Here is a 12618-nt window from a genome sequence, read left to right on the forward strand (position 1 = left end):
TAATCAGGAGGTTTTACGTTATGAAGGAATCTATTTACACTATCCCGCTGATGGATGCGTTTAAGGCGGACGACGAGTGTCCGTTCTGCTTTATTGAACGCAACCTGGAACAGCACGCTATTAATTTTGCTCTTGGAAGCCAGGCTTCCTATATGGAGGACGATGTCCGCGCCCAGACCGATAAGGTGGGCTTCTGCCGCCATCATTATAAAATGATGTTTGACTATGGCAACCGGCTGGGCAGCGCCCTGATTTTAAGCACGCATTTTAAAAAGCTGAATGAGGAGCTTTCCGAGCAGGTTAAGAAGTTTTCTCCCGGAAAGTCTTCGCTTTTCGGACGGATGAAAAAGTCCTCCCCGGATACGGAGGCTCCAAAGACCTCCATCGGCGCCTGGGTGGCGGAAAAGGAGGCGCACTGCTACGTCTGCGACCACATCCATGCCAATTACGGGCGCTACATAGATACCTTTTTTGAGCTGTATGTGAACAGCGAAGAGTTCCGTGCGCTGTTTGAAAACAGCAAAGGCTTCTGCCTGCATCATTTTTCCCATCTGGTGGAGACCGCCGATACCCGTCTGGATGACAAACACAAAAAGACGTTTTACCCGACGCTGTTCTCCCTCATGCAGACAAACATGAAGCGCCTGGAGGAGGAAGTCACCTGGTTTACCGAAAAGTATGATTACCGCAATAAGGATAAAGACTGGGGCAACTCCCGCGACAGCGTACAGCGCTGTATGCAAAAAGACCGGGGCGGGTATCCCGCAGACCCAGTCTTTACGTCAGACAGATAAAATTCTGCTGCACATTTCTCTGATGTACTCCGGCGTCGTTCCGCAGCAGCCGCCCACAATACCGGCTCCCGCCTCCACCAGCCGCTCCATATGTTTTCCGAAGTCCTCCGGCGTCATGCTGTAGAGGGCTTCTCCTTTTTCCGTAATCTTCGGCATTCCCGCGTTCGGCTTTGCGATTACCGGAACACGTGCGATTTTTTTCATTTCTGCGATGACCGCCTCCAGCTGGTCCGGTCCCACAGAGCAGTTGATGCCGACCGCCGACGCTCCTACCTCCTGCAGCGTCTCCAGCGCCTCCAGCGCGCTTCCGCCAAAATAAAGGCTGCCGTCCGCCTCCACTGTCATACTGCACAGAATCGGCAGATCGCATATCTCTTTCGCCGCCTCCACGGCGGCTACCGTCTCGTCGATGCTGATCATCGTTTCCGCCAGCAGCAGGTCCGCGCCCGCGTTTACCAGATGCGTGATCTGCTCCGCATAGCGCTCAAACGCCTCCTCGTAGGTCGCATCCGGCGAGGAGCCGATTGCCACCCCGCCGGTGGACATGTCGCCCGCCACGTAGGCGCGCCCCTCGGTCGCCCGCAAAGATATATCCACCAGCCGCTTATTCATATCCGCCAGCTTGTCTCTCAGCCCGTGCGCCGCCAGATTTCTGCAGTTTGCCCCGAAAGTCGGCGCACACACAATCTGACTGCCCGCCTCCACATACGCGCGCTGCAGCTCAATCAGCGTCTGTTCGTTTTCCAGTATCCACTGCTCCGTGCAGATTCCGCGCGGCATTCCCGCTTTCATAAGGTTGGAACCGGTCGCTCCGTCTAAAATAATAATGTCCTCTGCCAGTTTTCTAAATTCTTTTTTCGTCATGCGCTTTTTACATCCTCAAAAAATACTTTATACCATACAAGAAAAGTGTAGACGGTCCAGATTTTGCGGCTGTTGTCGCGGACGCCGTTTTTGTGGTCGTCCAGCAGGCGCAGAATCTTATCTGTGTAAAAGAATCTGTTCGCCGCCGCTCCGGTAAACGCCTCCCTCACCTTTCCGTATCCGGTGTCCTCCTTCAGCCATACGCGGATAGGCACCGGAAAACCGAGTTTCTTTTTATTCGTGGTAAATTCCGGCAGATATTTCTCTGCCACACGACGGAATGCAAATTTCGTCGTCTTATCCTTCAGCTTCATATTCGTGCGGATGCTTCTGGCAGCCTTAAACACTTCCTTATCCAGAAACGGCACGCGCAGCTCCAGAGAATGCGCCATACTCATCTTGTCCGCCTTCAGCAGAATGTCGCCCGGCAGCCAGTTGGTAAGGTCAATGTACTGCATTTTCGTCGTATCGTCGTACTGCTGCATCTTTTTATACTGCGGCGCCAGGAGCTCCTGCGGCGTCACCGCATTTGTCTTTTCCTTCAGAAGCTCTTTCCGCTCCTGCGCAGAAAAGATGTTTGCGTTTCCGATAAAGCGCTCCTGCACCGTCTTGCTCGCACGGATGATGTAGCTTCTGCCCTTCGTTCCTTCCGGGAGCTTTTCCGCAAGCTTTGCCATCGCCCGTCTCCAGCTTGCCGGAAGCCAGTTTATCCACCGCAGGGAAAGCGGCTCGCGGTAAATCGTATAGCCGCCGAAAAATTCGTCCGCGCCCTCGCCGGAGGTGACGACTTTCACCTGTTTTGCCGCCTCGCGCGCCACAAAATAAAGCGCGATTGCCGCCGGGTCCGCCAGGGGCTCGTCCATATGCCACATGATTTTCGGCATCTCGCCCCAGTATTCCTCCTCCGTGATGGTATGGCTGTAGTTTTCCAGCCCCAGATATTTTGCGCATTCCTCTGCGTAATGCGTCTCGTTGTACTGGTTTTCCTTATCAAAAAATCCGACGGTAAACGTCTTTTTTCCGGAATATTTTGCCGCGATGTAGCTGGAATCCACACCGCTTGAAAGGAACGCCCCGACCTCCACGTCGGCAAGCATATGCTTCTGCACGGAATCATCCAGCACCTCGTCCAGCTTCTTCACCAGCGTCTCCTGGCTGTCCTTTGATACCGGCTCCAGCGTCGGGTCAAAATACTGCGTTATATTCAGCTCGCCGTTTGACCAGGTGAGGTAATGTCCCGGCAGCAGCCGGTATATGCCCTTGAAAAAAGTCTCCGGCAGGCTGGAATACTGGAAGGACAGATACTGCTCCAGCGCTTCCATGTTTACTTCCTTTTTATATCCCGGAAATTCCAGAATGCTCTTGATTTCCGAGCCGAATACCAGATTGTTATTTATAACGGCGTAGTACACCGGCTTGATACCGAAGAAGTCCCGCGCCAGGAACAGACGCTTTTTGCGGTTGTCCCAGATGGCAAAGCCAAACATGCCGCGCAGCTCATGCACCAGCTTTTCCCCGTATTCCTCGTAGCCGTGTATCAGCGTCTCGGAATCGGAGCGGTTGGCGAACACATGTCCCTTCGCCTGGAAACGCTCGCGCAGCTCCGGGCTGTTGTAGATCTCGCCGTTAAAAATCAGCGCTATCTGCCCGTCCTCATTAAACATCGGCTGCGAGCCGCTCTCCAGGTCAATAATGCTCAGGCGCCGGAATCCGAACGCCACATCCTCCGTTGTATATTTTCCTTCTGAATCCGGTCCGCGATGCTTTATCACGTCCATCATCCGCTCTAATATCTCTTCTTTGTTATCCTGTTTTCCTGCAAAACCTGCAATTCCGCACATCTTTTTTTCCTCTTTTTCATGTGAGTCTATCCTTATGTTTCCTTATCTAAACATATACTATAACAAAAATATGAAAAATTGGCAATTCCTTTCGAGAAATTTTAGATATCAGAGTTTTTGGGGGTTACGATTCTGATAAAGCATAAATCCGTATTCCAGGTCAAAATATGTCTGCTCGTCGCTGTCCCCGGCAATCTGCCATCCCTCAAGCTCATCCAGATTGGGGAACCAGGTATCCGCTTCGTATGCGTGATTTATCCGCGTAACATGTGCAAGACTGCAGTACGGGAGAAGCTGCCGGTAGACGCTGTCGCCCCCGATCACATAAATATCCTCACTGTTATATTTTTTCAGCTCGCTCTTCAGCTCCTCCAGACTGTGCACGATAATCGCGTCCTGCACCCTGTAATTTTTATTTCCAGTCAGCACGATATTGGTGCGGTTTTTCAGCGGAAGCCCGTTCGGAAAGCTCTCCAGCGTCTTTCTGCCCATCACCACGACCTTCCCGGTCGTTGTCTGGCGGAAAAATTTCATATCCGCCGGAATGCTCACCAGAAGCTTGTTATCCTTGCCAATCGCCCAGTTTTTATCAACCGCTACAATCAGATTCATCCTTTTTTCCTCCTTAAACCGCTATCGGTATATTTTTAATCTGCTCTCCTGTCTCATAGTCTTCCACATGCAGATCCGCTGTTGTAAATGCATAAAAGTCCGTCACCTCCGGATTCAGCCACACCTTCGGCGCCGGATGCTCCTCCCGCGTCAGCAGCTCCCGGATTACCGGCACATGACGGTCGTAAATATGCGCGTCCGCGATAATGTGCACCAGCTCGCCCGGAATCATGTGATTCACCTGCGCCACCATCATCAGCAGAATGGCATACTGCGCGACATTCCAGCCGTTGGCGGCAAGCATATCCTGGCTGCGCTGATTTAAAACGGCATTTAGCACCAGCCCCTCCTCCGTCTTTGTGACATTATACGTCATACTGTAGCAGCACGGGTCCAGCGCGCCGGAATGCAGGTATTCATACTGATACATATTTGTCATGATCCGCCGGCTGTAGGGATTTTCCCTGAGCTGTCTGAGCACGTAGTCCATCTGGTCCGTCTCTTCTCCTTTATATAGGAACTTCCGCCGGATGACGTCTCCATAACAGGTTCCGATGCTGCCGCTTTCATCCGCCCACTGGTCCCAGATGTGGCTGTTTAAATCATGGATATTATTCGATTTTTTCTGATAGATCCATAAAATTTCATCCATCGCGCTTTTCAGCGCTATCCGCCGCAGCGTGAGCGCCGGAAATTCCCTGCGCAGATCGTAGCGGTTTACGACGCCGAATTTCTTAATCGTATACGCAAATTCCCCGGTATCCTCCCAGCGCGGACGCACCTTCTCTCCTCTGGTGTCCGTGCCGTTTTCCAGGATGTCCCGGCAGGTCTCCTTAAATAATCTGTCAGCATAGCTCATAATATTTCTGTCCTTTCCTGCTCGTATTTTGAAGGCAGCAGAGGGCTTTCCAGCTCCTGCCCGGTATCATAACAACAGCTTCGCAAGCGAGGTATCCTCCGCAAATCCGGCGGCATTATACAGTACCAGCACATCGGTAAATTCATTTTCCTCAATGTAGGTGCTCAGATGCTCGTTGAAATAGCGCATATCCACCATCGAAATTGCGTCAAAGTCCTGCACGGCAAACGGCACAAAGCAGTTTGCATAGGAATCCTTGATAACCAGCAGCTTTCTTCCGGTAGTATTTGCCGTGGTTATCTCTGTGAGCGGCTGGTTGCCGCCGAAGAACACAGCGTATTTATCCCGCACCTGCAGATAGCTTTCCTCGTAGAGCGTATCCCGCGTCTCATCCCCGTGGTTCTGGCGCACAGTATAGGAAACCTCCTTCAGAGGGTACCACGCCTCAATGGTATCCGCCGGCACCGAAATATTGACCTTCGCCGCCACCGTCCCGTAAAATTCCGTCGAAAGCGTTTCCCGCCGGTAGTCCTCCTGCGGCGTATACGGTATGCCTGCCGCCCGGCACCACGCTTCGTAGGCGTACCAGGCGCCCAGCGTCGTCCAGTGATGGTCTGTCCGGTAGTAAATGTATTCCTCCTTATGCGCGCCGAGCACCGGCTGCAGATTCACAAAGCTGCCATCCGGAAGCGCTTCTTCTATTTTCCGAAGGTAAGTATCCTCCTGCGTACTGTCCGCAAACGGCGGCAGCTTGTCCTTCAGGGTATCAACCGCATTCGGCACAATCATCGCCTTCACATGCTCCCCGCCCAGCCGCTCTGCCTGGCTTTCCAGAAACGATGCCAGATAAGTAATATTTCTCTGCGCCGTCTCCGTATCGAAGGTGTTGCTGTGCTTCTCGATCAGATAATCGTCCTTCGCGAAATAAATATCGTTTACCTCCTGCTTGCCGATTGCCCGCTCTGCCAGCGTCTTTGCGCCGATCCACTGGTTGCGGAATACAAACTGGTCGGTCAGATACGTCTCATAGTCCCTGGAAAATTCCCCGCTGAGCACAGCCTCCGGCGTAATCCGCGGCATCTGCGCCAGCTCGCGGTTCTCCTCCTCAGAAAACGCCGTATCGGGCTTTAACAGACTTCCGATGGTAAAGCCGAACACCAGCAGCAGGAAAAAAGAAATCAGAATCCAGTTTTGTCGTTTCGTCATAAAAGTCTCTCCCCAAAAAGCATTCGTAATCCACTTCTTTTGCCATGAAGGTTCCGGAAGGCGGCCGCAGATCAGCCATGCCTGCCATGTGCCGCCTGCTCAGAACCGGAAGTATAAAAACGGATTGTAGCTCGCATCCACCAGGTACGCCACGGAAAGCAGGAATACCCCCGCATAAAATACGCAGTGCAGCGCCGTCGCCGCCCAGGACTGCTCTCCCGCTTTTTTCAGAATGTACGCCGCCGCTTTCTTCGGCAGCTCCGTAGAGCCAAGTATCAGCACCAGCAGCATCACCGCATAATTATACAGCAGGTATATGGTGTTGCTGTCGGCAAAGCCCGCGCCGCCGCCAAACATCGCCCTTACGTAGCCCGTTCCCGCCCCCAGATTATCGAAGGCAAAAATCATCCAGCCAATCACCACGAAAAACAGCGTATAAACATTCTGCAGCGCTCCCGGCAGTTTTTTCAGCGCCTTTCCGAAAACAAATTTTTCCAGAATCAGCAGGATTCCGTAATACACGCCCCAGAGCACAAAATTCCAGCTTGCGCCGTGCCAGATGCCGGTGAGCATCCAGACGACCGCAATATTGCGTATCTGCTTTGCCGCCCCTCTGCGGTTTCCGCCAAGCGGAATATATACATATTCGCGGAACCAGGAGCTGAGGGAAATGTGCCACCGCCGCCAGAATTCCGTAATGCTTCTCGAAATATACGGATAATAGAAATTTTCCAGAAAATGGAAACCGAACATCTTTCCAAGCCCGATTGCCATATCCGAATAACCGGAGAAGTCAAAGTAAATCTGGAAGGTGTATGCAATGGCTCCCAGCCATGCGGTCGCCGCCGGAAGCGTGGAGGCTTCCATCGCGGATATGGTATCCCAGAGCACGCCGATATTATTGGCAAGCAGCACCTTTTTCCCGACGCCCGCCAGAAACCGCGTGATTCCGGCAACAAAATCGTCCGTCGTCTCCCGCCGCTCCTTTAACTGTCTGGCAATCGTCTTATACTGCACGATCGGCCCGGCAATGAGCTGCGGGAACATGGAAACGTAGGTGCCGTAATTCAGCCAGCTCGTCTGCGCCTGCGTCACGCCGCGGTACACATCGATGGTGTACGACATCGTCTGGAAGGTGAAAAAGGAAATACCGATGGGCAGCGGTATGCCCGCCAGCGGAATCTCTGTGCCAAGCACGGCGTTTACGGTTCCAATCAGAAAATCCGTATACTTAAAAAAGCCCAGCACCGTCAGATTATAAACCACCGATGCCAGCATCCAGCGCTTTGCCGCGGACGGATTGCCCGCCTGCCTGCAGCCGTCGATTTTTTTGCCGATGCAATAATCCACCGTGATGGAGCACAGCATTAAAAATACATACCGCGGCTCGCCCCACGCGTAGAAAAACAAGCTGAAAAGAAACAGGATAATGTTCCGGAATCTGACCGGCGCCACATAGTAGAGAATCAGAACCAGCGGCAGAAACCGGAACATAAATAAGATACTGCTGAATACCATTCTTCTGCTCCTATCTGTACATTCATTTTTGTAAATCCATTTTAAATTTTCTTCGAAAAACCTATTTACAATTACCGCATTTATTATATAATAGAGTATGGTAAAAAACAACTTTTTTTATCGCAGGGAATATTAACGGGGATATAACACAGAATGAGGGGAATCAATGGAACAAAAGAAAAAAAGACCCACACGGCAGCAGCGCCGCAGTGGTCTTATTATAAATGTCTTAACGCTAATCGTTCTCGTCCTGGTCGTCTTTGAGGGGAAAAGTCTGATTAGCTTATTTTCGCATGAAAATATCCAGGAAAGAATCCGGCGGGAGGAACAGGAAGTCTTTTCCAGCGCAAATCTTCTGGAAACCGAAGCGCCGGAGACGGACGGAGACGCAAAAACGTCTGAGGCCGGTTCGCAGGCTTCATCCGAAACTGACGTGGAAGCGCAGTCCGAAAGCGAAACGGAGGTCTCCGCCGCCAGTCTCGGTCGTGAGAACGGTATTCCGGACGGCGGCGACGCATATATGGATATTGTGGTGCCGGAGCAGGCAGTCGCAGTGGAGGATTCTTATTTTGAAGATGCCGTATTTATCGGAGACTCCCGCATGGAGGGTTTCCGCAACTTTTCCGGCATCACCAAAGGCAGCTTTGTGACGGCGGTCGGTATGGAGCTGGAGAATTTTTACACGGACGCACAGATTGCGACATCACAGGGAAATATGCTCGTCATGGACGCGCTGAAAAATATTAATTTTTCAAAAATCTACATGATGCTGGGTACCAATGAGCTGGGCGCATATAATATGGACGACGTAAAGGAATCCTACCGCAAAGTGCTGTCGGATATCAAAACACGTTCTTCCTCCTCCGACCCGGTCGTTTATGTATATTCTGTCATCTATGTGGACGAATCTCTGGTGACCACCGGGGATTACGTAAACAATGCGAATGTGGACGCCATCAATCTGAAGATTATGGAGCTGTGCCAGGAGGAGGGCTATCATTACATAAACTTAAATGAGATACTCTCGGACGGCACGCACTCTCTCATTTCCGGCGCTTCCCCGGACGGTATTCATCTGGACCAGGAATACTGCGGCAAGTGGCTGGATTATACAAAAACACATTATATCCCGACGGTATAATTTCCAGAGTTAAATACCCTGATGCAGGCATCGGGGTATTAAGCCCCTCGCGGGAATAAAATATGCAAAGGAAAAGGAGTATTAAATTATGAAAAAAAGAATCATGCTTTGTCTGACCGCGCTGGTACTGGTCTTCGCACTGACCGCCTGCGGACAGAAATCTTCTGAGGTGACGGTGGATATCAACCAGCTTGCCACCAGTCTGCAGGAATCCATCACCAGCGAGATGGCGGAGGTTTCCTCTGATATTTTCGCTTCCACCTATTTCATGGATATGGACAAGATCGACGAGAGCATCGCCTACTTAAATTCCGGGGCGTATGCCGGTGAAATCGCCATTGTAAAATGCAAGAGCAGCGATTACGTGTCCGAGGCAGAACAGCTTTTTCAGACACGCGCAGAAAACCAGGCGGCGCTGTTTTCCGATTATAATGCGGAGGAAGCGGCAAAGCTGGATTCGGCAATCGTTAAATCCGCCGGAAATTACGTAGTCTTCTGTGTGCCGGATGATACGGCAAAGGCTGAGGAAGTATTAAAAGAAGCAGGGTTTTAAGACCCTGCTTCTTTTATATAAAGAAATTTGCAACGGAATCCGGGGACCTGTGCCTGTCTGCAGACGATAGGCACAGGTCCCCGGATTCCTTTAAATTTCCTTATATATAAATTAACCGCAGACCATCAATCTGGCATTAGCTGCACAGCTTACAGATCACATCCGCAAAAATCTTTGCGCTCATCACCAGCACATCCACCAGCATAAATTCATCGTCGCCGTGCATGTGGTTGTCGACGTCGTCGCTCATGCATCCGAACGCGACGCCGCGCTCCAGGTCGTGCACGTAGGTGCCGCCGCCGATGGCGCGCGCCTCCCCTTTTTTGCCACTGTATTTTTCATAGCTTGCCAGCAGCGTCTGCACGAACGCGCTCTCCGCCGGTACGTGATGCGGCGGCGTCATTGGTCCCTCTTCCAGGGACAGCCCTTTTTCCTGCATCTTTGCAGCAATCACCGCCGTCACATTGCTGTCGTTCCCGCAGATTGGCACACGGCTGTCGAAGATTCCTTTAAGGGATGTGCCGTCAAAGTCCAGCACGCCGAGGTTCACTGTGATTTTTCCGGAAATTTCATCCTCCATCTCAACGCCGAGAGCCGTGCCGCAAAGATCGCCGAACGGGAACAACTCTGAAACTGCCTTTAATGCATTGTTCTGCGCGTTATCGACAAGCGGAAGTTCCGCAAGAAGCGCCAGCAGCGCACAGATGGCATTTCTTCCGACCTCCGGGGTGGAGGCATGGCCGGCAAGTCCTTTTGCCGTGATCCGGATACCGCTCTCCTCTTCACTGACGGTAAAGCGCACGCCGCTTTCATCCCCGGCGACAGCCGTCTGCACCGTCTCCAGCGGAACACCCGTCACAAGCGCCCAGGCATTCGCCGGAACGACATTTACCTTGTCGCCGCCATGAAATGCGAGCACTCTGCCGCCCTCTTCTCCATCATGCGCAAACGATGCCGTAAAGGATTTCGCCAGACGTCCCTTTTCGATATTGATGACCGGGAAATCCGCATCCGGCGTAAAGCTCATCGGCGCCTCCTGCTCGATGCCGTAATAATGATCCAGGTCGCTGGAGCCGCACTCCTCGTCGGAGCCGAGAATCAGCCGCACATTCCTGGAAAGCGGCACACCGCACTCACGGATAGCGCGCATTGCGTACAGCGCCGCGATTGCCGGTCCCTTATCGTCCGCCGTGCCGCGCCCGTAAATTTTCCCATCGATGACGACTGGCTCAAACGGCTGTGTGACCGTCCAGTCCTCCGTCACTGGCACCACATCCAGATGCGCAAGAATGTCAAGCTGTTTTTCACGGTCGTTAAAATCGCCCGTTACCACATAGTTATCATAGTTTTTCACGGCAAAGCCGTAGCCCGCCATCATTTTCTGCGCAGCCGCGAGCACCTCCGCCGGACCGTCGCCGTAAGGCTTGCCGGGCTTTTCCTCCCCGCGGACACTGTTGATGCGCACCAGCGTTTTTAAATCCTCCAGCATTTCCTCTTTGTGGCTGTCGATAAATGCCTCAATCTGTTTCTGCATTGCTCATTTTCCTCCAAATTTCATGATGTCAGGGCAAAAAAACATTTGCCCATGTGTTTTCCGGATTGCTCCGGTAAAAATCGCGCGTATTCCGGAAAATCTGCCGTCAGAAACGGAAATCGCGCTCTCCCTGCTCAATCTCCGCCAGATTGCGTCTGGCGATTTCGCGGATTTTCTCCCGCGGTACCTTTTCAATCTCCTCCGCGATCAGCCGCTCGCCGATGCGTCTCGTATCCTCCGACGCATAATCTATCAGATACTCCTTTAAGGTCATCAGCGCATTCGGATGACAGCAGTTCTGAATCTGCCCGCTCTTGCACAGACTCATAAAACGGTCTCCCGTCCTGCCTTCGCGGTAGCATGCCGTGCAGAAGCTCGGAATGTAACCCAGCCGCATCAGCCAGTTTACCACCTCATCCAGAGAGCGGTTGTCGCTGACATCAAACTGTGCCGAGTTTTCCTCCTCCGGCTCCGGCGTATCGTAGCCGCCCACGCTGGTGCGGGAACCGCCGCTGATCTGCGAAACGCCCAGATGCAGCACGCGCTCACGGCACTGCTGGCTCTCACGTGTGGAAATGATCATGCCCGTGTACGGCACAGCGATACGGATACATGCCACCAGCTTTGCAAAGGTATCATCATCAATGCCATTGTCAAAGGAATCCGGGTCGATATCATCCGCACGACGGACACGCGGCACGCTGATCGTGTGCGGTCCAACGCCGTGTACCGCCTCCAGATGCTCGGCATGCATCAGAAGTCCGACAAACTCATAGCGGTACAGCTCCAGCCCGAACAGCACGCCGATACCAACATCGTCGATGCCGCCCTCCATCGCGCGGTCCATCGCCTCGGTGTGATATGCGTAATTATGCTTCGGTCCCGTCGGATGAAGCTTCTCATAGCTCTCCTTATGATAGGTCTCCTGGAACAGGATATATGTTCCGATGCCGGCTTCCTTCAGCTTGCGGTAATTTTCCACCGTCGTCGCCGCGATATTGACGTTTACGCGGCGGATAGCCCCGTTTTTGTGCTTAATGCTGTAAATCGTTTTAATGCTCTCCAGCACGTACTCAATCGGGTTATTTACCGGGTCCTCGCCGGTCTCCAGCGCCAGACGCTTGTGTCCCATATCCTGCAGCGCAATGACCTCCCTGCGGATTTCCTCCTGCGTCAGCTTTTTGCGCGCAATGTGTTTGTTTTTCAGATGATATGGACAGTACACGCAGCCGTTGATGCAGTAATTGGAAAGATACAGCGGCGCAAACATCACGATACGGTTGCCGTAAAAATCCTTTTTAATCTGCTCGGCAAGCGCATAGATCTGCTGATTCTTCTCCTCCAGCTCACAGTCAAGCAGCACCATCGCCTCCCGGTGGGACAGACCTTTTCGCTCCTTCGCCCTGTCGATAATCTGCTGGATCAGCGCTTCATCTGTTTTATGCTTTTCGGCATACTCCAGTGTCTCTAAAATTTCCTCGTGGCTGATAAATTCCTCCGCCACCATTGATTTTGGATTATACATCCCTTTTCCCTCTTTTCTTTACGTGGGCGTTATCCGCCGCGCCGTTTATAAGCCTCTTCATGCTGCCGCGGCACCCGTCTGGTTTCTGTATCTACCTATAAGAATAGCACAAATCCGGAGTGGCTACAATGTAAATTTTGCAGCAGCCTGGTCATAGTAAATTTTGCAAAA

The 12618-nt window shown here is 52.2% G+C and carries 11 protein-coding genes; 3 read left to right on the plus strand and 8 right to left on the minus strand.

The features are described 5' to 3' along the window. Positions 1 to 20 precede the first annotated feature (20 nt). Positions 21 to 794: a DUF6062 family protein gene (locus NQ534_RS20360; RefSeq protein ID WP_006861837.1), complete on the plus strand. Its 774-nt coding sequence runs from the start codon at positions 21 to 23 to the stop codon at positions 792 to 794. On the opposite strand, the gene NQ534_RS20365 is transcribed toward NQ534_RS20360, so the two are convergent. The 6 genes from NQ534_RS20365 to NQ534_RS20390 form a co-directional block, all read right to left on the minus strand. Further along, positions 783 to 1658: a homocysteine S-methyltransferase family protein gene (locus tag NQ534_RS20365; protein ID WP_006861836.1), complete on the minus strand. Its 876-nt coding sequence runs from the start codon at positions 1656 to 1658 to the stop codon at positions 783 to 785. The genes NQ534_RS20360 and NQ534_RS20365 overlap by 12 nt on opposite strands. Continuing rightward, positions 1655 to 3499 carry an asparagine synthase (glutamine-hydrolyzing) gene (asnB, locus tag NQ534_RS20370; RefSeq protein ID WP_006861835.1) on the minus strand — a complete coding sequence of 615 codons (1845 nt, stop codon included), beginning with the start codon at positions 3497 to 3499 and terminating at the stop codon, positions 1655 to 1657. The genes NQ534_RS20365 and asnB overlap by 4 nt, the downstream gene beginning before the upstream one ends. Positions 3500 to 3607: 108 nt before the next feature. Next, on the minus strand, positions 3608 to 4111 hold the full coding sequence (locus NQ534_RS20375; RefSeq protein ID WP_006861834.1) for a dihydrofolate reductase: 504 nt from the start codon (positions 4109 to 4111) through the stop codon (positions 3608 to 3610). A 13-nt stretch (positions 4112 to 4124) separates the two neighbouring features. After that, the gene (thyA, locus tag NQ534_RS20380; RefSeq protein ID WP_006861833.1) at positions 4125 to 4970 is read right to left on the minus strand and encodes a thymidylate synthase; all 846 of its coding nucleotides are present in this window, start codon (positions 4968 to 4970) and stop codon (positions 4125 to 4127) included. A 66-nt stretch (positions 4971 to 5036) separates the two neighbouring features. Continuing rightward, the gene (locus NQ534_RS20385; RefSeq protein ID WP_006861832.1) at positions 5037 to 6176 is read right to left on the minus strand and encodes a DHHW family protein; all 1140 of its coding nucleotides are present in this window, start codon (positions 6174 to 6176) and stop codon (positions 5037 to 5039) included. Positions 6177 to 6275: 99 nt separating this feature from the next. Next, on the minus strand, positions 6276 to 7694 hold the full coding sequence (locus NQ534_RS20390; protein WP_006861831.1) for an MBOAT family O-acyltransferase: 1419 nt from the start codon (positions 7692 to 7694) through the stop codon (positions 6276 to 6278). A 166-nt stretch (positions 7695 to 7860) separates the two neighbouring features. Here NQ534_RS20390 and NQ534_RS20395 point away from each other — a divergent pair, with 166 nt between their 5' ends. Next, positions 7861 to 8835 (plus strand): GDSL-type esterase/lipase family protein, encoded by a 975-nt coding sequence (locus tag NQ534_RS20395; protein WP_006861830.1) that lies wholly within the window; start codon positions 7861 to 7863, stop codon positions 8833 to 8835. Positions 8836 to 8923: 88 nt separating this feature from the next. Beyond that, the gene (locus NQ534_RS20400) at positions 8924 to 9388 is read left to right on the plus strand and encodes a DUF4358 domain-containing protein (protein ID WP_006861829.1); all 465 of its coding nucleotides are present in this window, start codon (positions 8924 to 8926) and stop codon (positions 9386 to 9388) included. A 136-nt stretch (positions 9389 to 9524) separates the two neighbouring features. On the opposite strand, the gene NQ534_RS20405 is transcribed toward NQ534_RS20400, so the two are convergent. After that, positions 9525 to 10922 (minus strand): Sapep family Mn(2+)-dependent dipeptidase, encoded by a 1398-nt coding sequence (locus NQ534_RS20405; RefSeq protein ID WP_006861828.1) that lies wholly within the window; start codon positions 10920 to 10922, stop codon positions 9525 to 9527. Between the two features lie 106 nt (positions 10923 to 11028). After that, positions 11029 to 12447, minus strand: coding sequence for a [FeFe] hydrogenase H-cluster radical SAM maturase HydG (gene hydG, locus NQ534_RS20410; protein ID WP_040783066.1), 1419 nt, complete (start codon positions 12445 to 12447; stop codon positions 11029 to 11031). Between the last annotated feature and the right edge of the window lie 171 nt (positions 12448 to 12618).

It is taken from the genome of Marvinbryantia formatexigens DSM 14469, assembly GCF_025148285.1.
GTDB lineage: Bacteria > Bacillota > Clostridia > Lachnospirales > Lachnospiraceae > Marvinbryantia > Marvinbryantia formatexigens.

Bases quoted from the DNA above. Each gene is read 5' to 3' on its own strand.
- NQ534_RS20360 (WP_006861837.1), top strand. From the start codon at position 21: ATGAAGGAATCTATTTACACTATCCCGCTGATGGATGCGTTTAAGGCG.
- NQ534_RS20365 (WP_006861836.1), bottom strand. From the start codon at position 1,658: ATGACGAAAAAAGAATTTAGAAAACTGGCAGAGGACATTATTATTTTA.
- asnB (WP_006861835.1), bottom strand. From the start codon at position 3,499: ATGTGCGGAATTGCAGGTTTTGCAGGAAAACAGGATAACAAAGAAGAG.
- NQ534_RS20375 (WP_006861834.1), bottom strand. From the start codon at position 4,111: ATGAATCTGATTGTAGCGGTTGATAAAAACTGGGCGATTGGCAAGGAT.
- thyA (WP_006861833.1), bottom strand. From the start codon at position 4,970: ATGAGCTATGCTGACAGATTATTTAAGGAGACCTGCCGGGACATCCTG.
- NQ534_RS20385 (WP_006861832.1), bottom strand. From the start codon at position 6,176: ATGACGAAACGACAAAACTGGATTCTGATTTCTTTTTTCCTGCTGCTG.
- NQ534_RS20390 (WP_006861831.1), bottom strand. From the start codon at position 7,694: ATGGTATTCAGCAGTATCTTATTTATGTTCCGGTTTCTGCCGCTGGTT.
- NQ534_RS20395 (WP_006861830.1), top strand. From the start codon at position 7,861: ATGGAACAAAAGAAAAAAAGACCCACACGGCAGCAGCGCCGCAGTGGT.
- NQ534_RS20400 (WP_006861829.1), top strand. From the start codon at position 8,924: ATGAAAAAAAGAATCATGCTTTGTCTGACCGCGCTGGTACTGGTCTTC.
- NQ534_RS20405 (WP_006861828.1), bottom strand. From the start codon at position 10,922: ATGCAGAAACAGATTGAGGCATTTATCGACAGCCACAAAGAGGAAATG.
- hydG (WP_040783066.1), bottom strand. From the start codon at position 12,447: ATGTATAATCCAAAATCAATGGTGGCGGAGGAATTTATCAGCCACGAG.